21 protein-coding genes are annotated in these 22,108 nt (G+C 63.2%); 9 read left to right on the forward strand and 12 right to left on the reverse strand.

Annotated features, from left to right (window positions below; genetic code table 11):
• The first annotated feature begins 293 nt into the window (after positions 1 to 293).
• Positions 294 to 3,089, forward strand: a complete 2,796-nt coding sequence (gene glnE / locus FQS62_RS02000) for a bifunctional [glutamate--ammonia ligase]-adenylyl-L-tyrosine phosphorylase/[glutamate--ammonia-ligase] adenylyltransferase (protein WP_208043767.1) — start codon at positions 294 to 296, stop codon at positions 3,087 to 3,089.
• A gap of 194 nt (positions 3,090 to 3,283) precedes the next feature.
• On the opposite strand, the gene FQS62_RS02005 is transcribed toward glnE, so the two are convergent.
• From FQS62_RS02005 to FQS62_RS02030, 6 genes are all read right to left on the reverse strand, one after another.
• Positions 3,284 to 3,844 (reverse strand): queuosine precursor transporter, encoded by a 561-nt coding sequence (locus FQS62_RS02005; RefSeq protein ID WP_049449368.1) that lies wholly within the window; start codon positions 3,842 to 3,844, stop codon positions 3,284 to 3,286.
• Positions 3,845 to 3,919: 75 nt separating this feature from the next.
• Complete coding sequence (locus FQS62_RS02010) at positions 3,920 to 4,435, reverse strand: hypothetical protein (RefSeq protein ID WP_208043768.1); 516 nt, start codon at positions 4,433 to 4,435, stop codon at positions 3,920 to 3,922.
• Between the two features lie 32 nt (positions 4,436 to 4,467).
• The gene (locus FQS62_RS02015; RefSeq protein WP_208043769.1) at positions 4,468 to 4,971 is read right to left on the reverse strand and encodes a hypothetical protein; all 504 of its coding nucleotides are present in this window, start codon (positions 4,969 to 4,971) and stop codon (positions 4,468 to 4,470) included.
• Positions 4,972 to 4,990: 19 nt separating this feature from the next.
• A complete protein-coding gene (locus FQS62_RS02020) occupies positions 4,991 to 5,842 on the reverse strand; it encodes a DUF2145 domain-containing protein (RefSeq protein WP_208043770.1) in 852 nt (283 codons plus the stop codon).
• Positions 5,843 to 5,890: 48 nt separating this feature from the next.
• Positions 5,891 to 6,121 carry a hypothetical protein gene (locus FQS62_RS02025; RefSeq protein WP_005407834.1) on the reverse strand — a complete coding sequence of 77 codons (231 nt, stop codon included), beginning with the start codon at positions 6,119 to 6,121 and terminating at the stop codon, positions 5,891 to 5,893.
• Between the two features lie 153 nt (positions 6,122 to 6,274).
• Complete coding sequence (locus FQS62_RS02030) at positions 6,275 to 7,234, reverse strand: mitochondrial fission ELM1 family protein (protein WP_164158520.1); 960 nt, start codon at positions 7,232 to 7,234, stop codon at positions 6,275 to 6,277.
• 126 nt (positions 7,235 to 7,360) lie between these two features.
• On the opposite strand from FQS62_RS02030, the gene FQS62_RS02035 reads away from it, so the two are divergent.
• Both FQS62_RS02035 and FQS62_RS02040 read left to right on the forward strand, forming a co-directional pair.
• A complete protein-coding gene (locus tag FQS62_RS02035) occupies positions 7,361 to 7,951 on the forward strand; it encodes a malonic semialdehyde reductase (RefSeq protein WP_164158519.1) in 591 nt (196 codons plus the stop codon).
• A gap of 75 nt (positions 7,952 to 8,026) precedes the next feature.
• The gene (locus FQS62_RS02040; protein ID WP_208044049.1) at positions 8,027 to 8,734 is read left to right on the forward strand and encodes a YceI family protein; all 708 of its coding nucleotides are present in this window, start codon (positions 8,027 to 8,029) and stop codon (positions 8,732 to 8,734) included.
• Between the two features lie 157 nt (positions 8,735 to 8,891).
• On the opposite strand, the gene FQS62_RS02045 is transcribed toward FQS62_RS02040, so the two are convergent.
• Positions 8,892 to 9,293, reverse strand: coding sequence for a hypothetical protein (locus FQS62_RS02045; protein ID WP_208044050.1), 402 nt, complete (start codon positions 9,291 to 9,293; stop codon positions 8,892 to 8,894).
• A 208-nt stretch (positions 9,294 to 9,501) separates the two neighbouring features.
• Here FQS62_RS02045 and FQS62_RS02050 point away from each other — a divergent pair, with 208 nt between their 5' ends.
• Entirely contained in the window at positions 9,502 to 10,335 is an 834-nt protein-coding gene (locus FQS62_RS02050) for a hypothetical protein (RefSeq protein ID WP_208044051.1), read from the forward strand.
• 104 nt (positions 10,336 to 10,439) lie between these two features.
• Here FQS62_RS02050 and FQS62_RS02055 read toward each other — a convergent pair whose 3' ends face one another.
• On the reverse strand, positions 10,440 to 11,237 hold the full coding sequence (locus tag FQS62_RS02055; RefSeq protein ID WP_208044052.1) for a siderophore-interacting protein: 798 nt from the start codon (positions 11,235 to 11,237) through the stop codon (positions 10,440 to 10,442).
• A gap of 59 nt (positions 11,238 to 11,296) precedes the next feature.
• Positions 11,297 to 11,857 (reverse strand): PadR family transcriptional regulator, encoded by a 561-nt coding sequence (locus tag FQS62_RS02060; RefSeq protein WP_208044053.1) that lies wholly within the window; start codon positions 11,855 to 11,857, stop codon positions 11,297 to 11,299.
• A 567-nt stretch (positions 11,858 to 12,424) separates the two neighbouring features.
• Between FQS62_RS02060 and aceE the strand changes: the two genes are divergently transcribed.
• The 4 genes from aceE to FQS62_RS02080 all read left to right on the forward strand — a co-directional run bounded on the left by aceE (position 12,425) and on the right by FQS62_RS02080 (position 19,539).
• On the forward strand, positions 12,425 to 15,112 hold the full coding sequence (aceE, locus tag FQS62_RS02065) for a pyruvate dehydrogenase (acetyl-transferring), homodimeric type (RefSeq protein ID WP_106466883.1): 2,688 nt from the start codon (positions 12,425 to 12,427) through the stop codon (positions 15,110 to 15,112).
• Between the two features lie 145 nt (positions 15,113 to 15,257).
• Entirely contained in the window at positions 15,258 to 15,884 is a 627-nt protein-coding gene (locus FQS62_RS02070) for a HamA C-terminal domain-containing protein (RefSeq protein ID WP_268923722.1), read from the forward strand.
• A 275-nt stretch (positions 15,885 to 16,159) separates the two neighbouring features.
• Positions 16,160 to 18,268 carry a DEAD/DEAH box helicase gene (locus FQS62_RS02075; RefSeq protein WP_208044055.1) on the forward strand — a complete coding sequence of 703 codons (2,109 nt, stop codon included), beginning with the start codon at positions 16,160 to 16,162 and terminating at the stop codon, positions 18,266 to 18,268.
• Positions 18,269 to 18,549: 281 nt separating this feature from the next.
• Positions 18,550 to 19,539 carry an HNH endonuclease gene (locus tag FQS62_RS02080; protein ID WP_208044056.1) on the forward strand — a complete coding sequence of 330 codons (990 nt, stop codon included), beginning with the start codon at positions 18,550 to 18,552 and terminating at the stop codon, positions 19,537 to 19,539.
• Between the two features lie 245 nt (positions 19,540 to 19,784).
• Here FQS62_RS02080 and FQS62_RS02085 read toward each other — a convergent pair whose 3' ends face one another.
• The 3 genes from FQS62_RS02085 to FQS62_RS02095 form a co-directional block, all read right to left on the reverse strand.
• On the reverse strand, positions 19,785 to 20,135 hold the full coding sequence (locus FQS62_RS02085) for a hypothetical protein (RefSeq protein ID WP_208044057.1): 351 nt from the start codon (positions 20,133 to 20,135) through the stop codon (positions 19,785 to 19,787).
• 100 nt (positions 20,136 to 20,235) lie between these two features.
• On the reverse strand, positions 20,236 to 20,604 hold the full coding sequence (locus FQS62_RS02090) for a hypothetical protein (RefSeq protein ID WP_208044058.1): 369 nt from the start codon (positions 20,602 to 20,604) through the stop codon (positions 20,236 to 20,238).
• A 486-nt stretch (positions 20,605 to 21,090) separates the two neighbouring features.
• The gene (locus tag FQS62_RS02095) at positions 21,091 to 21,306 is read right to left on the reverse strand and encodes a hypothetical protein (protein WP_208044059.1); all 216 of its coding nucleotides are present in this window, start codon (positions 21,304 to 21,306) and stop codon (positions 21,091 to 21,093) included.
• 132 nt (positions 21,307 to 21,438) lie between these two features.
• Here FQS62_RS02095 and FQS62_RS02100 point away from each other — a divergent pair, with 132 nt between their 5' ends.
• Positions 21,439 to 22,101: a DUF6988 family protein gene (locus tag FQS62_RS02100; protein ID WP_208044060.1), complete on the forward strand. Its 663-nt coding sequence runs from the start codon at positions 21,439 to 21,441 to the stop codon at positions 22,099 to 22,101.
• Positions 22,102 to 22,108: the final 7 nt, after the last annotated feature.

Consider the following 22,108-nt stretch of genomic DNA (forward strand, 5'->3'; position numbering starts at 1 on the left):
GGAATGGCTTTTCCCCGGGGGCTCACCCAAACCCGCCGGTTTTGTTTTGCAGTGCAGCGTGCAAAGTGCTTTCGCAGCCCGCACGATGGCCCTGCATCCCGACGTGGGGGAGGGAGCAGAGCCCGCTGGCAGTTCGCTGCAAGCGGGCTTTTTTATTGCCTGTCGCCCAGTTTGAATGCGCGGCCTCCATTATCGGTAGTGCCGGCCGCTGGCCGGCAACCCCAGTAACCTACGGCGGGATCGTCGGATTTGCCGGCCAGCGGCCGGCACTACCGGGTCGATACAATCAGCCCATGACCCTCGCCCCCGCTGATCTGCCCGCCTCCCTGCAGCCTCTTGTCGACCGCGCCCTGGCGCGGCTGGCCCAGGTCCTGCCCGAGCCCATCCCGGCCGACCTGCTGCCGTTGCTGACCCGGCTGGCGGTGACCAGTGACTTCGCGCTGGACACCCTGGTGCGCCAGCCGGGCCTGCTGGCACAGCTGGCCGCGCCCGGCTGCCCGCCGATCCCGGCCCCGGTGCTCGATCCGCTGCAGCCCAGCGACTGGCCGGCGCAGCTGCGGCGCTGGCGCACGGCGATGTCCACGCGGCTGATCTGGCGCGACCTGACCGGTCTGGACGACGTGGCGCAGACCCTGGCCGGCGCCACCGCCCTGGCCGAGGACTGCCTGCGGCTGGCACTGGATGCCCTGCAGCAGGAATTCGCCCAGCGCCATGGCGTCATCGCCGATGAACAGGGTGCGCCGCAGCAACTGGTCGTGTTCGGCCTCGGCAAGCTCGGCGGTGGCGAGCTCAACTTCAGTTCCGATGTAGACCTGGTCTACGCCTATCCGCAGGGCGGCGAATCTGACGGGCCGCGCCCGCTGGCGGCGGAAGAATATTTCGCCCGCCTCGGCCAGCGCCTGGCCAAGCTGCTGGACGAAACCACGGTCGATGGCTTCAGCCACCGCGTCGACCTGCGCCTGCGCCCGTTCGGCAGCGCCGGCCGCGTTGCGCTGTCGTTCGCGGCGATGGACCAGTACTTCCAGCGCGAAGGCCGCGACTGGGAACGCTATGCGTGGCTGAAGGCGCGCGCGGTGGCTGGTGACATCGAGGCCGGTGAGGCGTGGCTGCAGACCCTGCGCCCGTTCGTGTACCGCCGCTACCTGGATTTCACCGCGCTCGATGGCCTGCGCGAAATGAAGGCGGCGATCACCGCCGAAGTCGCGCGCCGTGAACTGCATGAAGACATCAAGCGCGGCGCTGGTGGCATCCGCGAAATCGAATTCCTGTGCCAGGCACTGCAGCTGATCCGCGGTGGGCGCGAACCGGCGCTGCGCGAGCGTCGCCTGCTGGTGGCGCTGGATGCACTGGTCGCCGCCGGACAGATCGCGCCCGAGGATGGTAGCGCGCTGCGCGAGGCCTACCTGTTCCTGCGCCGGCTGGAAAACCGCCTGCAGATGCTGCGTGATGCGCAGACGCATGTGCTGCCCAGCGATGCGCTGGACCGCGAGCGCATTGCCGTCGGCCTGGGCTATCTGGACTGGGACGTGCTGCGCACAGCACTGGCCGTGCAGCAGCAGCGTGTCAGTACTGAATTCGCCGCGCTGCTGGCACCGCGCAAGGGCCAGGCCGCGCCCGATGCATTGGCCAACTACTGGCGCAGCCTGCCCGGAGGCAGCAACGCGCCGTTGCTGGCCGAAGCCGGTTTCCTCGATGCCAATGGCGCCGACCAGTCGCTGCGCGATTTCGCCCAGGGCACGGGCGTGAAGTCGTTGTCTGATGCCGCGCGTGCGCGTCTGGATCGCGTGCTGCCTGCGCTGCTGCATGCGGCCACGCGTTCACCGCAACCGGATGCCGCGCTCAAACGCGTGCTTGGTCTGCTGCAGGCGGTACTGCGCCGGACCAGCTATCTCGCGCTGCTGGACGAACAACCGAGTGCGCTGGCGCGGCTGGTCGATGTGCTGGCGCGCAGCGCGCTGCTGGCCGAGCGCCTGGCGGCGTATCCGCTGCTGTTGGACGAACTGCTGGACGTACGTGTGTCCGGCCCGATGCCCGACTTCGCCGGCATGCTGGCCGAATGCCAGCAGGTATTGCCGGTGGAAGATCCCGAGTCGCAGCTGCGCTGGCTCAACGAGACGCGGCTGGCACTCAGCTTCCGCATGGCGATGGCCACGCTGGACGGCCGCCAGGGCGCGGTGGACAGCACCCGGCAACTGGCCGAACTGGCGCAGGCGGTGGTGGTCACCGTACTGGCGATGGCTGAGGCGGACATGCGCGCTGCGCACGGCGAGATTCCCGGTGGACGCTTCGCGATCATCGGCTACGGCAGCCTGGGTGGACTGGAACTGGGCTTCGGTTCCGATCTGGACCTGGTATTCCTGCACGACAACCCGGCCGGCGTGGACGCCAGCGACGGTGCGCGTCCGCTGGAGCCGGGGCGTTGGTATGCGCGCCTGGCACAGAAGGTGATGGCACTGCTCGCTGCGGTCACCGCTGCCGGGCGCCTGTACGACATTGACGTGCGTCTGCGCCCGGATGGCGGCAAGGGTTCGCTGGTGTCTTCGCTGGCCAGTTACACCGAGTACCAGCGCGAACGTGCATGGACCTGGGAGCACCAGGCCTTGGTGCGCGCACGCGGCGTGGCCGGTGACGCCAGCCTGCTGGCCGACTTCGAGCAGGTGCGTGCACAGACGCTGGGTCGTGAACGCGATCCGGCCACGCTGTATGCCGATGTGCTGAAGATGCGCGGCCGCATGCGTACCGAACTGGACCGCAGCGACGCCGCGCGGTTGGACCTGAAGCAGGGCGCCGGTGGCGTAGTGGACCTGGAATTCCTGCTGCAGACCGGCGTGCTGGCGCGCAGTGCGCAGCATGCGGCGCTGTTGCAGCCGCGCGATACGCCGTCGTTGATCGATGCGTTGGCGGTTGCCGGTTTCCTGCCGGAAGACACCGCGCAGGCGCTGCATGGAGCGCATGCCACGTTGCTGGAGGTGGGCCTGGCCTGCACGCTGGACCGGCGCCCGCGATTGGCACCGACCACGCCTGCGATTGAAGACGCGTGTGCCGCGATTACGGCAGCGTGCAGAGCGGCAGCGTTGCCGTTCGCCTGAGCGGGGGCACCCGCCAGAGCAATGGCCCTGCGATGACCCGCTGTTGGTAGGTGCCGACCGTGGGTCGGCACAATCTGTCAGCAGCGATAGCCCGCCGTCGGTAGATGCCAACCTTGGTTGGCACAATCCATCAGCGTTCATGACCCCGGCAACAGCGTGCCAACCAAGGTTGGCACCTACCAGAGCATGTGCAGTCAGCTGGTCGCGCGCAGCGGCGCCATCTTCCACAACAACGCGCGGAACGGGGCCAGCAGGCACACGCCGATCGCCAGCTTCACCGCCAGGTCGCCTGCGGCCCAGCTCACCCACGGCAGCGCCGAACCGGCAAACGCGATCGACCAGAAAATGGTGGTATCCACCGTCGCGCTGCAGGTAGTGGCCACCATCGGTGCGCGCCACCAGCTGCCACGGCGCAGGCGGTCGAACACGGTGATGTCCAGCAGCTGGGCCACGATGAAGGCCGAACACGAGGCAATGGCGATGCGCGGGGTGGCTACCCAGATCGACAGCAGCACCGCCACCAGGAAGCCGATCCACGCCACGCGGCGCGCCGGGCCCGGGCCGAAGCGGCGGTTGATCAGGTTGCTGACCAGGAACGCGACCGGATAGCTGAAGGCACCCCAGGTCAGCCAATCGTTGATCGGGTACTGCACCAGTACGTTGGACAGCAGCACCACCGCGCCCATCGCCAGTACCGCCAGCACCAGGGCGCGGGCGGTCAGCGGGGCAAACACAGGGGCAGGGCGCACGGACATGGCGAGCCAGGGGGACAAAGGGGATCGCCCATTATCCGCCCGGCCCGCGGCAAAGCCAAAACCACTCGTTCAGCTTTACAGCGCTTCGCTCATCACGTCGCCGGCGGCGTAGGCGGTCGGCACATAGGCCAACGTCTGGCCCTGGGCGCCCTTTACGTTCCAGCCGGCACCGGCCGGGGTCGGCTCGAAGCGCACCTGCTGGCCGACCACGAACGCAGCCGTCGGATCTTCATCCTTCGGTGTTACCGGCCAGTGCAGGGTGGCGGTCTGGTCGGCCTTGTCCGGCACCTGCAGCTGCACCTGGCGCTGGCCCGCCTGCGTGGTCTCCACCTTCTTCACTTCCATCGGTGGCAGTGGCACGGCCTTGGTGCGCGCGGCCCGGCCGTTGCGCTCGCTGGCCTTGAACGGCGCTTTGGACAGTTCGGACAGGCCCATCGAGGCCGCCAGTGGCAACGACAGCACCACGAACGACGTCACGATCACGCTGGCCTGGCTGCTGTTCAACTGCGGCGCGGCGCCGGCATGGACGGTGGTCACCACCAGTGCCGAAAGCAGCAGGGCAGTGGCGGGAACGCGCAGGCAACGGAACATGGAGACCTCCTGGTCGGGATGGGGACGGCAGCTCAGCGCCGGGTATCGAAGATGTCGCGCGGGCCGGTGGCCTCGGGCAGGTATTCCAGCGGGCGACCCTGGTTGTCCTTCAGCTGCCAGCCCTGATCGTTGCCGGTCGGCTCGAAGTTCACGGTCTGGCCCACGCTGAACTGCACGGCGGGATCGCCAACGCCGCGCGGGTACTGCATCGAGGCGGTGTTCTGCGGGTTGTTGGCATCACGCAGCAGCACTTCGCGGCGGCCGTCGACGGTGGTGGCGATAGCGCTCACCTCCATCTGCGGCAGCTTGATCTGCTGCTGACGGGCCAACGGGCGACCCACATCGGCCGCATCCTGCGCTTCCTGCGCTGCAGCCGCACGTGCCGAGGTGACCATCTGCGTGGACATTTCGAGGCTTGGCCCCTGCGGACCCGGGTCATGGATGATCACGATGCGGCGTTCGGCATGGGCGGCATTCGCGGCGAACAGGCTGGCGACGAACACCATCGACATCAGGGAAGGCAGTAGCGGACGCATGTCGTTCTCCTCGCGGGATTCAGGGCGTGGCGGCGGCAGCGCCGGCCACCGGCACATGGGGGATCACCAGTTCCTGATGCAGCTGGCTGCGCTGGTGCAGGAAGTCGAACACCGATTCCACCGTCACCACCGAATAGTTGCCGGAGATGCGTTCGCCGGCCGGATGGTCGGTGGTGGTGGCATTGGCCACGAACAGGCGCGCACCCACGCGCTTGCCGAGGCCGATATGCAGCACGCTGGGCTGGTACTTCTGCTGGCGCAGCCACTGCTGCGCCTGTTCGCGCTTGACGATGGCCGGCGCGCCTTCGGTCTGCGCCATCGCCGCGGCCAATACTTCCAGCACCCACTGGTTGGAGTTCTGGTAGTCGGTTGCGAACGGGTAGGCAACCACGTTGTACCTGGTTTCGTGCAGCGCCCTGGGCTGGATCGAGGGTGAAACCAGCATCGCCCGCAGTGCCGCACGCAACGGTGCCGACGGCACGCCGATGCGCAGGTCGGTATGACCACCGCTCTCGCCGACGAAGTTGCCCAGCCCTTCGTGGAACAGTTGCGAGCTGTCGGTCTTGCAGCGGTTGAGCAGGTGCATCGCGCGCCAGCGGCCGTCGTCCTCGCGCAGCAGGAACGCCAGGTGGCTGTGGCGCAGGCCGTAGCGGCTCAGGTCCTGGCCACCGCGCGCGGCGACCACCACGTCCACATCGGGCAGCGCGTCCAGGCGCTCGGCGGTGGTCCAGGCCACGTCCAGCATCGCCGCCTGCGCGGCCACGCTCGGGTAGCGCTCGCGGCATTCGGTGCTGTTGGCCCAGGCCGGTGCAGTCGCCAACAGGCTGGCGATCAGCAGCGCGGCGCGGGGCAGGCGGGAAAAACGATCCATGTCGGTACCTTCAGCGGCGGGCAGGCCCGCGCGCCGATCATACGCTGCTCAGCGCAGTGGGCGGTCCAGGCCCTTGCGCTGGAGTTCCTTGTCGCAGGCGTCGCTGATCGGGGCCACCGGCAGCGGCGGGCGCTGACCAGTCTTCGGATCGCGCAGCGCCGGCTGTTCGCGGTACGCGTCCAGCTGCTGCTGGCATTGATACGAGATCGGATCCAGCTCGGTGGGCGTGGTGGAGCAGGCGGCGAGCAGGGCCAGGGGCAGCAGGAGCAGGGTGCGCATGAAGACGTTCAGCGTGATGGGGGACGCTGGACTCTAACCGCACAGTCGGATCGAAATGTTCAGAAAACGCTGCGCACCCGGTAGTGCCGGCCGCTGGCCGGCAACGTCAGGATCTTCGGTAGCGCGTAGAGCATTGCCGGCCAGCGGCCGGCACTACCCCAATGCCAGACGCTGTTTCACTTCCGCGGCCACCCGCGCGGTCTCGCGCAGTGGTTCGATGCGGTCGTACTGCCAGTCCAGCCAATGCGCCTGCAGCCGCCCGCGCTCGCGCAGCTGCTGCTGGAAGCGCGCCAGCCGGCCTTGCGCGGTATCGGCCAGCGCCACCATCACCGGCATGCGCGTGGCGCAGGCTTCAGACAGCAGGTTCACCGAATCGGGCGAGACCACCACGCGGTTGGCCCAGCCGAGCAGGCCGCCATAAGGATTCGTACCATCGCCGCCGTCGCCCCAGATCACATGCGGCAGGTCGGCGAACGTCGCGCGCAGGATCTCGGCCAGGGCGGGCGGCGTGCGTCGCGAGGTGGTCGCCAGCAGGCTGCCGCCTTCGCTGCGGATCTGCCCGGCCAGCGCCTGGAACACGCCCACCATCGCCGTTTCATCCCACGGCGCCAGCGGCGTCGGTCCACCGACAAGCAACGCGGTGCGCGGGCCGGGCAAGGTACTGAAGCCGGCGAACGCGGCGCGGCCCCAGGCCAGCCAGTCGTCGTCCACCGGGTTGAGGCTGCCGAGCAGGGTCAGCACGTTGCTGCCACGCAGGGCATCGTGTTCGGGCACCACCACCACATCCCAGTGGCGTGCGCCGATGCGCGGGTCGAGGATCTGCACCACCTGGCTGCCGCGTGCGCGCAGCACGCGCAGGGCACCGGCGGCCTGGCGGCCACAGCCGATCGCCAGCGTCGGGGCGTGCGCCGCCAGCGTCGCGAAAGCCTCGCCGTAGCCGTTCACATCGCCGGGCAGGCGCCGCGGCGACAGCCAGCGCCAGGGCGCGCGGGGCTGCAGGACCAGCGGCCGATGGGTGCCCTGGCGCAGCGCCGAGGCCAGCGCGACCGCCTGGCGGACATTGCCCGCACGGCCGTCCGTGACCGTCCAGGGCGCACTCGATCGTTTCACCATTGGCATTAATTCGTTTCAGCCCTGCTGGGTGTTGCAACAGTCGCGACACTCTACACTGCGGCTCGTCGATTCGCCCCGCGCCGCCCGCGGGCACTGACTTCCCTTAGCCGCCCTGGAGATCCACCGATGTCCCACGCGCTCGACGCTGCTGCCCTCGATCAGCTGTTCCGCACTGCCCGTACCCAGAACGCTTTCCTCGACAAGCCGGTCCCGGCCAGCCTGCTGCAGGAACTGTACGACCTGGTGAAGTGGGGTCCGACGGCTGCCAATACCACGCCGGCCCGCTTCGTCTTCGTCACCTCGAAGGAAGCCAAGGCCAAGCTGGCCCCGGCCCTGTCCGAAGGCAACCACGACAAGACGATGGCCGCCCCGGTCACCGTCATCATCGGCTTCGACCTGGACTTCCACGAGAAGCTGCCGTACCTGTTCCCGCACACCGATGCCAAGGCCTGGTTCGACGGCCCGCAGGAAGGCCGCCACGAAGCCGCCCTCCGCAACGGCAGCCTGCAGGGCGCCTACCTGATCCTGGCCGCACGCGCGCTGGGCCTGGATGCCGGCCCGATGTCCGGCTTCGATGCGGCCAAGGTGGATGAAGCCTTCTTCGCCGGCACCTCCATCAAGTCGAATTTCCTGGTCAACCTGGGTTACGGTGACCCGGCGGGCCTGTTCCCGCGTCTGCCGCGCCTGTCGTTCGACGAAGCGGCGCGCATCGCGTAAGTCGCTGTATCGATTCCGGGCCGCCCCCTTGGCGGTCCCTGCTGTACCCACCCTACGATCCGGAGAGTTCCTGAGATGAGCGCCACCCGTAAACTGCTGCTGCCGCTGGCCCTGACCCTGGCCATCGCCGCCTGCTCCAAGCCGGCCGACACCGCTGCCCCGGCTGCTGACGCCGCCGCCCCGGCCACCACCGAGCAGGCTGCCACCTCGGCTGCCGATGCCGCCGCTGCTGCGCCGGCCGCCGAAGCGATCAAGATCGCCTCGGGCACCTACAAGCTGGACCCGAGCCACACCGACGTGCTGGCCCAGTGGAGCCACTTCGGCTTCTCCAACCCCAGCGCGCACTTCGGCAACGTCGAAGGCACCCTGGTGTACAACGCCGAAGACGTGACCAAGTCCACCGTGGAAGTGAAGCTGCCGCTGAGCGGCCTGAACAGCTTCACCGCCAAGTTCGACGAGCACCTGAAGAGCGCCGACTTCTTCGACGCCGCCAAGTTCGCCGATGCCACCTTCAAGAGCACCAAGGTGGAAGCGGCCGGCACCAACAAGCTGACCGTCACCGGTGACCTGACCATCAAGGGCATCACCAAGCCGGTCACCCTGGACGTGACCGTCAACGGCGGTGGCGAGCACCCGATGGCCAAGGTTCCGGCGGCTGGCTTCGATGCCACCACCACCCTGAAGCGCAGCGATTTCGGCGTCGGCGCGTATGCCCCGAACGTCAGCGATGAAGTGAAGATCCGCATCACCACCGAAGCCACCGGCGAAAAGCCGGCCGCTTGATGCACCCCACTCACTCGTCGTGAGAAGGCAGAAGGCCCGCTGAAAAGCGGGCCTTCTTTTTGGGTGCTGGGGAACACGCCCTGGTAGATGCCAACCTTGGTTGGCACACGGGCACTCCGCAGGCCAACCAAGGTTGGCCACTACCGGGTATGCGCGCTCAGCGCAGCGCGCCCAACCACGCCACGCACGCTTCGCTCGGGCTCTGCCTGGCCTTCACCGTCATCCCGCTCACGCGCGCGAAGGTCTGCGCGGCCTGCGCCACCACCTGGCGTGCGATCAGCGCCGCCTGCTTGGTCGCGGCCTGCTGCTTGCGCAGCTGCACGATGTTGATCGACGGCCGGCCCACCGGCGCGTACTTCTGGTCGCGGCGCAGCACGTCGGCCACCTGCGCCACTTCGAATTCGGCCTGCAGGTAGCGGTGCTGTGCCTCCACCAGCTCCCGCAGCGGCGCGCGCAGTGCACCGGTGTCGGCGAAGGCGGCCAATGCCGCGTCGCAGGCGGCGTCATCGGCGAAGCGGGTACGCAGCGCGTCCACGCTGGCCAGGGTCAGTTTGGCCATGTGGGCCTCGTTGCTGCAGGAAAGGAGCGCGATTGTCGCATTGCTGGCCGGCTGATGCGTTGAACCGGGCGGCGGAATTCCTGTAGAGCCGAGCCCATGCTCGGCTCATCGCGCGCAGCGCGAGGGTTTCCCGATGGCGGAACGAAAAGCAGCCGAGCATGGGCTCGGCTCTACAATGGCCTGCTTTTCATCCACGGAAGGAAGACCCATGCAGGACACGCAGTACTGGTTGAACGAATTCTGGTCGGGCCTGAGCGTGCTCGATCTGGTGGGCGGCAGCGTGCTCGGTACGCTGCTTGGCCTGGTGCTGGGCATCCTCGGCTGGCGCTGGCTGCACCGCCGGGGTTGGTTGCAGCGGCGCAAGCGCTGGCATCACTGGCTGCTGGCCAGTTACGTGGTGCTGTTGCCGCTCGCCACTGCTTTCTTCGGCCTGCAGCTGGGCTTCACTGCCGGTGCGCACCGCGCGCTGTTCAAGCAGCTCGATCATTTCCAGCCGCACCTGCAGACCCTGGTGGAAGGCTGGAGCGAAGGCTTCACCGATTCACTGGACAACCCGCGCATGCGCGAGGCATTGCGCAGCGAGGGCACGGTGGGCGATGTGGCCGACACCATCGCCTCGGCCTACCTCGCCGAACATCCGCTGCCCGGCCTGGATCGTCTTGGCAACGGCCCGTTGGCGCGCGGCACCGGCTGGGTGATCGGCAAGGTGCGCGAGGGCCTGCTGCGCGGCATGGTGGAAGACACGCTGGTGGACAAGGCCGGCACCGTGGGCCTGGAGCCCAAGGTGGTGCGTGAGGCGCTGACCATGCATGTGGATGAGCTGCTGCACACCCGTGGCGTGCTGCGGCTGGTGAAGGCGCAGATCAACGGCATGATGCCCGGCGTGTACTTCGGGCTGCTGCTGCCGTTGTTGATCATCGCGCTGCTGGTGGCGCTGGAGATCTGGGCCGCGCAGCGGTTCGGGTGGGCGCAGCAGGTGGCCGAGCCGCCGGTCGCGGTCCCTCCTGTAGAGCCGAGCCCATGCTCGGCTCATCGCGCGTAGCGCGATGGGTCCATCGGTGACCGAGCGGAGAGCAGCCGAGCGTGGGCTCGGCTCTACACAGTCAAGGGTGTGCGGACCAACGGTCCGCACCCACCGTCTTTGGATCAATCGCCGTCGGTTTCGTCCGGGTGGGCCTTCCAGTAGCCGGTCGAGCGGATCCAGTCGCGCGGCACGCCCAGGTGGCCTTCGATGAACTTGCGCATCATCCGCGCGCGGCGCGATTCGGTGGCGATCCAGTAGAAGACATCGCCGTCCGGTGCCTCGAAGTCGGTCAGCATGTCTTCCAGCAGCGTGCTGCTCGCTGCCGGGAAGCCATTGCGCTCCAGCCAGTGGATGCGCACGTTCTCGTACTGCGGCAGGTCCTGGCGTTCCGCTTCGTCGCTCACTTCAATGAAAGCCTGCACCTCGGCACCGTCCGGCAGCACGTCCAGCCAGCGGGCGATGGCCGGCAGCGCGGTTTCATCGCCGATCAGCACATAGGCGTCGTAGCTGTCGGCCACCACGAACGAGCCGCGCGGACCGCCGATCACCAGCACGTCGCCCGGCTGGGCCTGCTCGGCCCACGGTCCGGCAATGCCCTGGTCGTGCAGCACGAAGTCGATGGCCAGCTCGCCGGTTTCGTGGTCCCACCAGCGCGGGGTGTAGTCGCGTGCCGGCGAATGCTCCTTGCCTTCCGGGTAGCGCGGGCCCTCGGCGGTCATGGTCGGCAGCACCATCTCACCGCTGCTGTTGGGGAAGAACAGCTTGATGTGGTCGTCGGCGCCGGGCGAATCGAAACCGGCCAGATCGTCGCCACCCAGCACCACGCGGCGCATGTGTGGGGTGACGTCTTCGGTGCGCAGCACGGTCAGTTCACGGAAGCGCACATCCAGGCGCAGGCGCGTGTTGTTGTGTTCGGTCATGGGGATACCTGTAAAGGTGTCGCGCGGGGGCGCGCGGCGTAGGGGCGACCTGGCTGGAGTCAGTCTGGCTGGGTCGTGGAAAAGGGTGGGCTCTCGCTACCGGCGGTACCGTTGAGCAGCGCGGACGCCCGCGTCAGCAGCGCAGCCACTTCTTCCGCCTCGCCCTCGGCCCAGCGCCCGTGGTGGTGCACCAGCGCCCGCTTGAAATCGCGCAGTGCGCCGGCCAGCGGCGGCGGCAGCGAGGCCTTGGTGATCTCGCGGGCGCGGTCGAAGGCACGCCGCTGCGCCAGGCGCACCTGGGTGCGCTGCACCTTCAGCTCGAACTCGCCGGCGGTGGTGATGCGGAAGATCCGCTTGCCGTCCACTTCCTCGGCCTCGATCCAGCCGGCCTGCTCGAAGCTGGCCAGCAGCGGGTACATGGTGCCGGCGCTGGGCGTATAGGCCTGCATGAACTGGTTGCTGATCAGCTGCATCAGCTCGTAGCCATGGCGCGGCTGCTCGCCGATCAGGGCCAGCACCAGCAGGCGCAGGTCGCCGCGGCTGAGCACCCGCGGCTGGCCGTTGCGGCGCGGCACTGCCGGATCGGTGGAACGGGCTCTGGGAGAAGCGGTACGGCTCATTTCGATATATCGTTAAACGAGTGTGCAAACGATATATCGATATATCGAAGCCGACAATCATCGATCCGGCCACAAGCAGGTCCGTTTTGGGCCACGGCCGGCCCCGCGCACAGCAAAGGGGCGCCCCTTGCGAGGCGCCCCGGCGATGCTGTGGAAGGGAGTGAGGCAGGGCCAGACGGCGGACCGAAGCGGGCGAGGCCAACACTCAAGGCCTACCCTGAGGGCAGGGCGGGGGGCGATCCAGAGGCAGGTGCGACACGTTGTCGCCGGTTCAGCGCCAGCACCGGGGCGCTCGCGAGCATGCCTGCCACGCTGCCCCACAACCGTCATCGGCAGCGGTAACACTGCGTCCTGCACATGGGCGCAGCGGCCCGCAAGCGACAGCCCGCGCAGCCAACAAGGCCCGCCGCAGGGCCTTCAGCGGGTCCGGCAAGCCCCTTGCGGACACTGGACGGTTGCATCCATACGCCTGCGTAGCCAAGTGACGAAAGCCCTTGGTGCGCTACACTTTGCGGTCTAGAAATCTATACAACAGTCGCGCGCGTGCGTGCGGTTATGGGAGCGCTAATGAACTGGTTGAACGAGGTGCTGAACAACGACCCGAATCCTGTGGAAACCCAGGAGTGGATCGAGTCGTTGAAGGCCGTTATTGATGTCGAGGGCTCCGAGCGCGCGCATCAGCTGCTGGAAGGCATGGTGGAACTGACCCGTCGTTCGGGCGCCTACCTGCCGTTCTCTCCCACTACCGAGTACGTCAACACCATCGAGCCGCAGCTCGAGGCCAAGAGCCCGGGCAATGCCGAGCTGGAATGGCGCATCCGTTCGATCATCCGCTGGAACGCGATGGCCACCGTGGTCCGCGCCAACCGCAAGCCGGGTGACCTGGGCGGCCACATCGCCTCGTTCGCCTCCGGCGCCACCCTGTACGACGTGGGCTTCAACCACTTCTGGCGCGCCCCGAGCGAAAACCACCCGGGCGACCTGCTGTTCATCCAGGGCCACAGCGCCCCGGGCATCTACGCGCGTTCCTTCCTGGAAGGCCGCATCAGCGAAGAGCAGCTGGACAAGTTCCGCATGGAAGTGGACGGCGGTGGCCTGTCCTCGTACCCGCACCCGTGGCTGATGCCGGAATACTGGCAGACCCCGACCGTGTCGATGGGCCTGGGCCCGCTGGCCGCCATCTACCAGGCGCAGTTCATGCGCTACCTGGAAAACCGTGGCCTGATCGAGAAGTCCGACCGCAAGGTGTGGTGCTTCATCGGCGACGGCGAGAGCGACGAACCGGAAACCCTGGGTGCCATCGCCCTGGCCGGCCGTGAAGGCCTGGACAACCTGATCTTCGTGGTGAACTGCAACCTGCAGCGCCTGGACGGCCCGGTGCGCGGCAACGGCAAGATCATCCAGGAACTGGAAGGCGTGTTCCGTGGCGGCGGCTGGAACGTGATCAAGCTGCTGTGGGGCGGTTACTGGGATGCCCTGCTGGCCAAGGACAGCGACGGCGTCCTGAAGAAGCTGATGATGGAAACCGTCGACGGCGAATACCAGAACTGCAAGGCCTTCGGCGGCGCCTATACCCGCGAGCATTTCTTCGGCAAGTACCCGGAAACCGCTGCGATGGTTGCCGGCCTGAGCGACGACGACATCTGGCGCCTGAACCGTGGTGGCCACGACCCGCACAAGGTGTACGCCGCCTACCACCAGGCCGTGAACACCAAGGGCATGCCGACCGTCATCCTGGCCAAGACCGTGAAGGGCTATGGCATGGGCAGCGCCGGTGAAGCGCTGAACCCGACCCACCAGACCAAGAAGCTGGACGACGAAGCGGTGCGCCACTTCCGCGACCGCTTCAACATTCCGGTGACCGACGCGCAGCTGGCCGACGGCCAAGTGCCGTTCTACCACCCGGGCCCGGATTCGCCGGAAGTGCAGTACCTGCAGGAACGCCGTGCCGCACTGGGCGGTTACCTGCCGCAGCGCCGCCGCAAGGCCGACAAGACCTTCGTGGCGCCGAAGCTGGAAGCCTACGAGCGCCTGCTGAAGAGCAGCGGCGAGCGCAGCTACTCCACCACCATGGCGTTCGTGCAGAGCCTGAACATCACCCTGCGCGACAAGGAACTGGGCCCGCACATCGTGCCGATCGTGGCCGACGAAGCCCGTACCTTCGGTATGGAAGGCCTGTTCCGCCAGATCGGCATCTACGCGCCGTTCGGCCAGAAGTACAAGCCGGTCGACGCCGACCAGCTGATGTTCTACCGCGAAGACCAGAGCGGCCAGGTGCTGCAGCAGGGCATCAGCGAGCCGGGTGCGATCAGCTCGTGGATGGCCGCCGGTACCAGCTACTCGGTCAGCAACGTGCCGATGCTGCCGTTCTACATCTACTACTCGATGTTCGGCTTCCAGCGCGTGGGCGACATCGCCTGGCAGGCAGCGGACATGCGTACCCGCGGCTTCCTGCTGGGTGGCACCGCCGGCCGCACCACGCTGAACGGTGAAGGCCTGCAGCACGAAGATGGCTTCAGCCATCTGGTGGCCGGTGGCATCCCGAACGTGCGCAGCTACGACCCGACCTTCGGCTTCGAAGTGACGGTGATCCTGCAGCACGGCACCAAGCGCATGATGGAAGACCAGGTGGACGAGTATTACTACGTCACCCTGATGAACGAGAACTACACCCACCCGGAAATGCCGGAAGGCGCGGCCGAAGGCATCGTCAAGGGCATGTACCTGCTGACCGACGCCGGCAAGCCGAAGAAGGGCGAGCTGCGCGTGCAGCTGCTGGGTTCGGGCACCATCCTGCGCGAAGCCATTGCCGCCGCCGAGCTGCTGGACAAGGACTTCGGCGTGACCGCCGACATCTGGAGCTGCCCGAGCTTCAACGAACTGCGTCGCGATGGTTTCGACGTGGAGCGTGCCAACCGCCTGCATCCGGAAGGTGAGCAGCGCAAGGCCTACGTGACCGAGCTGCTGGAAGGCCGCCAGGGCCCGGCGATTGCCGCTACCGACTACGTGCGTGCGTATGCGGACCAGATCCGTGCGTTCGTGCCGATGAGCTACACGGTGCTGGGTACCGATGGTTTTGGCCGCTCGGATACGCGTGCGAACCTGCGCCGGTTCTTTGAGGTTGATCGCTACTACATCGCCCATGCCGCGATTGCGGCGCTGGCGAAGGAAGGGAAGATGACCGCGAAGGATGTGGCCCGGGCGATCAAGCAGTACAAGATTGATCCGGAGAAGGCTAATCCTGTTGGGGTTTGATTTCGTCAATTAATTGACGTGGAAAAGGGCGGCCATTGGCCGCCCTTTTTTGTTGTATCAAGATGAGTATGCTAATGGTGGTTCGATGTGCTCCGAGCGATTGCGACTCGGAAGGAAGCAGAGCTTAGCCAACCTGGAGTGGTTCGTGTTCAAGACTGTTTTGAAAGAATCGGTGAACATTGCTGGATCGGGCGGAGATCGACATTTTGTACTGAGCATCGCGAATGACTTTGAAGACTCAAAGTGGCGAGTAGCAAAATTCCATGAATTCGTGTGGAACAATATCGCTCAAACAGCTCTATCAGAGTCTGAGCGAAATGCGCTAATAGACAGTCCGCAAACCCTTATCAATAGGGCCGCTAGCAACCTTAGGCTCACCGATAGCGCAGAGGATATTGGATCAGGCAGCGAGCTTGCTGAGGCCATGTTGTACGGGGTCATGAGAGCATACTATGACGGTCTCCCTGTAGTTCCAAAGATATTCTATAAACAGAATGTCCAAGATAACGCGAAGGGTGCTGACAGTGTTCACGTGACCGTGGATGGCGACGAGTTTCACCTCTGGTTTGGTGAGTCTAAATTCTACTCAAACATCGAAGATGCTCGTATTGCCTCTATTGTGAAGTCGGTGGGGGAGTCGCTAAGGACGGATAAGCTTAAGAAGGAGAATGCAATAATCTGCAACGTGAGCGATCTCTCGTCTTGCGTAAAAAATGAGGTCGTTCTAGATAAGATAAAAAAAAATGCTCTCCCAGGACGTCTCCCTGGATGAGCTCAAGCCCCACTTGTGCATCCCCATACTTCTGCTTCACGAATGTGCGCTTACGTCGAGCGCCTCGATTTGGACCGATGAGTACGAGAAATCCCTGATTGACCGCCACCGAGAGCGAGCGGTGGCCTACTTTAGTCGGCAGCTCAGCCAGCTTTCGTCCACTGTATCTCAGTATGGTGACATCACGTTTCACGTGATTTTGTTCCCAGTCCCTGACAAGAAGAAGGTTGTAGAGAAGTTCCTCGCAACCGCGAAATTCCACAAGGAGTGTGGCAATGACTGATTTTGAGGTGCTTTCTAGAATCAACGATATGATCGAGCTTGGATGTGAGCAGGAGGCCCGAGCTTCATTGATTGAGCATCTCCATGGACGGTCAAAATCAGAGGAGGCCTATACGCCCCTTCTGAATCATCTCTTACGTAGGGTCGGGCTCTATCCTTATCTTCAGCTTGATACAGCGATGTGGCAGGATCGCATCGTCGCAGACGTTTTTCGAGCAGACGTTGGACTACCAGAGTTTGCAACTCTCCATCGCGACCAATCATCCTTGCTTTCTAAGCTGTTGAAGGGGCAGAGCGTCGCAGTAAGCGCACCAACTAGCTTTGGTAAGAGCTTCGTTATTGATGCTTTCATTTCGATAACTCGGCCAAAATCAGTCCTCATCATCGTGCCTACGCTCGCGTTGATGGACGAAGTGAGGCGTCGACTTCATAGGAAATTTGGTGGCAGCTACTCAGTCGTGACGACGACTGAGGGGAATATCCCAGAGGGGTCGAAAATATTCGTCTTTCCCCAGGAGCGAGCCATTACCTACGCGAACAGAATTGAAAGTCTCGACTTATTCATTGTGGATGAATTCTACAAGGCAAGTGCTGCGTTCGATAAGGATAGGTCTCCAACGCTAGTTCGTGCAATGATCAAGTTTTCGTCGATCGCCAAGCAGAGATATTTCCTCGCGCCCAACATATCATCGCTGAAGGAAAATCCATTTACCAGGGGTATGGAGTTTGTTAAGACGGACTTTAATACCGTTGTTCTAAAGACTTACGACCTTTCGGGCTCGACTTCTGGTGACGTAGAGAAGAAGTCGGCTGCAGTGCGCAGAATTTGCCAGCCAGGCTCAAAAACTTTGCTTTATGCAGGATCTCATTCTCAAGTCAAGGTTGCATCGGATGCTGTCAAAATTTCGTGGCCATTGTCTAGTTCTGATCTCCTGCGCGACATAGGTAGATGGTTGGGGGATAACTATTCTGCAACCTGGGCTTTATCAACTCTTATTCAACATCGGATTGGGCTGCATAATGGCCAGATCCACCGGGCGATTGCTCAGATTCAGCTGCGGCTGTTTGAAATGGAACAGCATGGTCTGGATTTGATTGTATCTACGTCCTCGATTATTGAGGGCGTGAATACGTCAGCGCAACGTGTCGTGGTTTGGAGTAACAAGAATGGCAATCCGCGGCTTTCGAACTTCGACTACCGAAATTTGATTGGTCGTGGAGGGAGGATGTTCAGATACTTCGTTGGTGAAGTATATTTGCTGGAGAAAGCACCTGCCGATTCTGAAACGCAGCTCACTCTAGAGTTGCCTGAGTCGTTGCTTGGTGTTGCTGAAATTGACTCAGTGTCGGATTCGTTGAGCGAAGCGCAGCGGGACAAGGCCGAGGCTTTTGATAGAGATGTTTCGGCTATTCTTAACGTGACGTCTGTAGCTGCGCTGCAACGAGAAGGCAAGTTGCAATCGAGTGACGCAAATGTCATCTGGAAACTGGTGAATTCGATTTCAAATGATCCGAGCAATTGGAGGGCTTTGGCAAATCTGAATTCCTCGAATCGTGAGTCATGGGAATGGGTGCTCTTCAATGCAATCAACCTGAGTCCGGCTGGATGGGATGCTCCATACACCAAAGTCGTTGCATTCATCAAAGTCGTCGCAGACTCATGGACGTCTACAATTCCGGCAATGCTACGAAAACTTTCTAATCATGGGGTTACGGTTGAAGAGTTCTTTAAGCTTGAGAGGACGGTTTCTTATAAAATGGCAGCGCTCCTCGGGGACATCAATACAATTCATGCCAGGGTTAGTCCAAATCGCGGATTCGATGTGTCGCCATTCGTTTACAGGCTTTCCCACGCCTTTCTTCCGGCAACGGTTTATCAACTCGAAGAGTATGGCCTTCCAAGAATGCTTAGTCGCAGGATTCATACGTCAGCGATTGTAGATTTTGAGAAGGCGGACTTGTCTCTTCCTGATGCGCTCGAGGCGCTGGAGACCCGTCGGTCTGAAGTCTATGAGCTGTTCGGTTCCCCCGCAGAGCACTTCATGCTGGACCATTTCTATGCCGGCGTGACAGTGGATCAGGACACTCGCCAAAGTACCTAGTTCTTGTTTCAGCGGCACCGTCAGTGCTAGTGGTTAGGTTTCTTGGATGTTTGACCAGTATGGCGCATTCAGTTCATATCACTAGTTCGTTTCAAGCTATAGGCGCGCATTTCGGTAGAAGAAAGTGCTTTCACATAGGCGCAGGGAAGTCTACGTAGTGCTCGACCGCTACAGATTCTTGCGTGTGGGCGCTGATCAAGAGGAAGGGAGTTCTCTAAGTAATTCATCAAGGCACCGTGTAGAGAGGATGGCGCGTCCCGGAGTGCCCCCGCATCCAGCAGATGCGTGCCGATTGCGACATCGAAAGGTACTATCCCGTCTCGGAGGCCAATAGGCCGCATCAATTTGATGGGACGGGGGAGGCAGGGATGGCGTACTGGTGGGTAAACCAGAAGCAGACGTTTGATCGGGCTGTTAAGGCAGGCTACTTGTGGTCGCCGAAGACGAATGTAGAAGGGAAGACGAATCCCTTCTATGAGCACATGACTCAGGTGCGTCCGGGTGATGTGGTCTTTGCATTTGCCAACACTCGAATCAAGGCTGTCGCGATCGTCAATGGCGCGCACTATGCGAAAGATCGCCCCGATGACTTCAAGAAGACGGACAACGAATGGCGCAGGGACGGCTGGGCTGTTCCGGTTGACTATCACTTGGTGGAAGCACCGTTAAAGGTGAGCGAGCACATGGCGAAGATTCGGCCGCGTCTTCCGATGAAGTACTCGCCGCTGAAGCCGGATGGCAAGGCTAACCAGGCCTACCTGTTCCCGGTGCCCCCGGAAATGGCTACTGAGCTGCTGTCGCTGCTCAACATTGACATTGATGACCTGAGCGCTTGGCAAGAGGAGGTGCGAGTCAAGGAGATCAAGGAAGACAAGAATATTGGCGAGACAGTGAAGGCTCAGCTGATCAGCGCCAGAGTGGGACAGGGGATCTACCGTAAGAACGTGAGCGACATCGAAAAGATCTGCCGCGTTACCGGCACGAGTGAACGCAAGTTTCTTATCGCTAGCCACATTAAGCCCTGGGCGAAGAGCACGAACTCTGAGCGTCTTGATGGAAGCAATGGGCTGATGTTGGCGCCTCATATCGATAGGCTATTCGACCGTGGATACATCTCGTTTGAAGATGACGGCCGGCTAATTCTGAGCAAGCAGTTGCCCGAGGCAGTGCGCTTGAGGTGGGATGTGGTGCAGAAGGTTCCGAGCGTTCCGTTCTCGGCGACGCAGGTCTCTTACCTGAATTACCATCGGGCCGTACTGCTGCGTAAGTAGGAAATAATTGCCGGGAGCAGGCATCTCCGAATCGGGGGTGCCTTGCGAAGCCCGTAAAGTTGGCTTTTTACCGATGGCCATTTCCATTCCAAAGCTCGAATAGTCGGTGGAACGGGAGGGAAAGCTAGCTTTAGTAGCTCTCAACAGACGAAGTGGTGGCATGCTGCGACGCGAGAATGCCGCATGCCCTCGATGGGGCTAGTGAGGATCCGATCTGATTCGTAAGAATTAGCTGTACTGAACAACTACTTTGGTACAATCCGGCTATTCCAATGCGACAGCAGCGGCATAACGCACGGAACATCAATCTCCTTATTCGCATACAGCACAATCACGAGCTGTTCCAAAGAGTTGTCCACCAGCATCACGGGTGCACCGTGACAGCTGACCTCGAAGTACCTCTCTCCCGCGTACCGCGCGTCATGCACCACGCCCTCGCGCACAAGTCGAACGGCGTCCTCGCGCATGACAGCAAATTCAGCGGCGGACACCTTCCGAACCGTCTGCAGTTCCAAGCCAGCCTTGGGTACATGGCGGCTGGCGATCGCTGTAGTCAACGCTGCCAGCAGCGCAGCGCCATAAATCACAGGCTTCATTTGACGCTCTGCGGATAGGGGATGGACCAAAAGGCGAACGGTCCGCCGATAACGCGTGGGTGACCACCAGCCAAGCAACAGATGGCCACGTCCAACTGAGCTACTCCCGCACGTGCAACCGCTCAGTCACCTGCGCAGTCAACGCCACGCACGCCATCTTCAACCCTTCCATCACCCGATCCCCCAGGTACTCCTCCGGCGCACCGTTCTGCCGGGCCCGCTCCGCAGCCAGCATCAGCTCCGCCACCACGCGCAACCCGGCCAACGCGCAATCCGCATCCGCCAACTGAAGACAGCGCCCAGGCAACTGATGCCGCTCCGGCCACGGCTGGCCGTCCGCTGCCGCACCGGTTCCGATGCGGTGCAGCGTGGCGACGAAGGAGTTTGGATCGGGGGAGGATTCGCGCTCGGTCTCGGCGTTGTCCGGATCGTACTGCGCGTGCAGGGAACGGAAGTCCGATGTGTTCATGGCAATGCTCCGTACAGGACAGATAGCAGCGCCACCGATAAAAGTGGCGGACGATGCGTGGCTCGAAAACCGGTCAACAACCAATCCGGCGGGTCCGAAGACCCCCACGCACCGCCCGCCATGGAACGCGAACGGATTGCCAGCCGGCGCCACACGAACGTGACGCCGGCTGACAAGCGCAAACACATGGTTGTTGACCGGGTTTTCGACGCCCGCGCCACCCTGTGTGAGGTGGCATGCCAAGGTGTACTCGCATGGCTGCGAGATGCCAAGAAACCGTAGGCCGCAAAGGCCGCAAATGCTGACGCTTACGGCATTGTTGCATGGCGCGCGCGTGGCAGAACCCTTGCGGTGCAGTGGTTTCGGCCGGTGTTAAGCTACCGCCCGAATGCGCATCAAATAGCACGGTTTTCAGCCGTTCGGGATCCCAAAAGCGACACATAGTCCATCGGGTTGATACGCACAGTGTGCCGATTGCGACACAGCTTAACTTTGCAGCGCCACGACCGGCCGTGGCCATAGCGCATCGTCGCGCTCCAGGTCGTAATCGCTGCCGAACGCCAGCGCTGCTTCGCGCGGCGGCAGGTCTGCATAGCAGCCCAGCAGGTACTCATCCATGCCGGCATCGCTCTGGTCGATGGCGAACAGGTGGAGGAGCTCTTTGTCGAAGGCTTCAAGCCATGTGGGGTCGATTTTGGTCATGGGCATCCTCCAGTGGGGGAGGGGAGGATGGCCCGGAGCGGTCTCAAAGCATGGGACCAGTCCCACATGCGCTCTGGCGGACAGCTCCCTCCGCTGGATATGCTGCACCCGCCGATACCAGGAGTCATCGTCATGGAAGACCTGCTCAATCGATCCGCGCTGCTTCGCCAGGCGATCCTCTCTACGGTGGATTATCCCCTGGCGGATGACTCGCCCAGATTGTTGGCGTCACTGGACGCAGCATTGCTGAGCCTTGAACATGCAGAGGCCCTTCGCACGCTGCTGCAGGCCGGCATGGCGTCCTCAGCAATGGCATTGATGCGGTGCCAGTACGAGGCCTTCACGCGGTCCGTCTGGATCCTGCACTGCGCAGCCGACGAGCAGGTTGAATTGCTGTCCCTGCCACCGGAAGCTGGAATGAGCGAAAAAGGGCTGCCGATGCTGTCGAAGATGCTGGAGGCATTTGCGGAAGTATCGGAGCTTGGCAATCTGCTCCCGCACCTTGTTGAGCTGAAGGTGCATGCATGGTCTCCGTTGAACTCATTCGTGCACGCAGGAGTGCACGCAATGAGCCGGAGTCGCGACGGCTTCCCCGTGCCATTGGCGGTCAACGTCATCCGGATGAGCAACAACCTTTCGATGATGGCGGGGCAGCACCTCGCCATCCTTACCGATGTCCCGGATCTGCAGAAGGAAGTGCTGCGGCTCGATGAGACCTTTGCCGAGTGTCTTCTCTTCGATGAAGAAAAGCGCCGGGTCATCGAGGGGAGGGCACCGGTGGAACAGTCGAGCTAGCTGAGGC

Source organism: Stenotrophomonas sp. SBJS02, from assembly GCF_020428325.2.
In the GTDB taxonomy this organism is placed as follows: domain Bacteria; phylum Pseudomonadota; class Gammaproteobacteria; order Xanthomonadales; family Xanthomonadaceae; genus Stenotrophomonas; species Stenotrophomonas africana.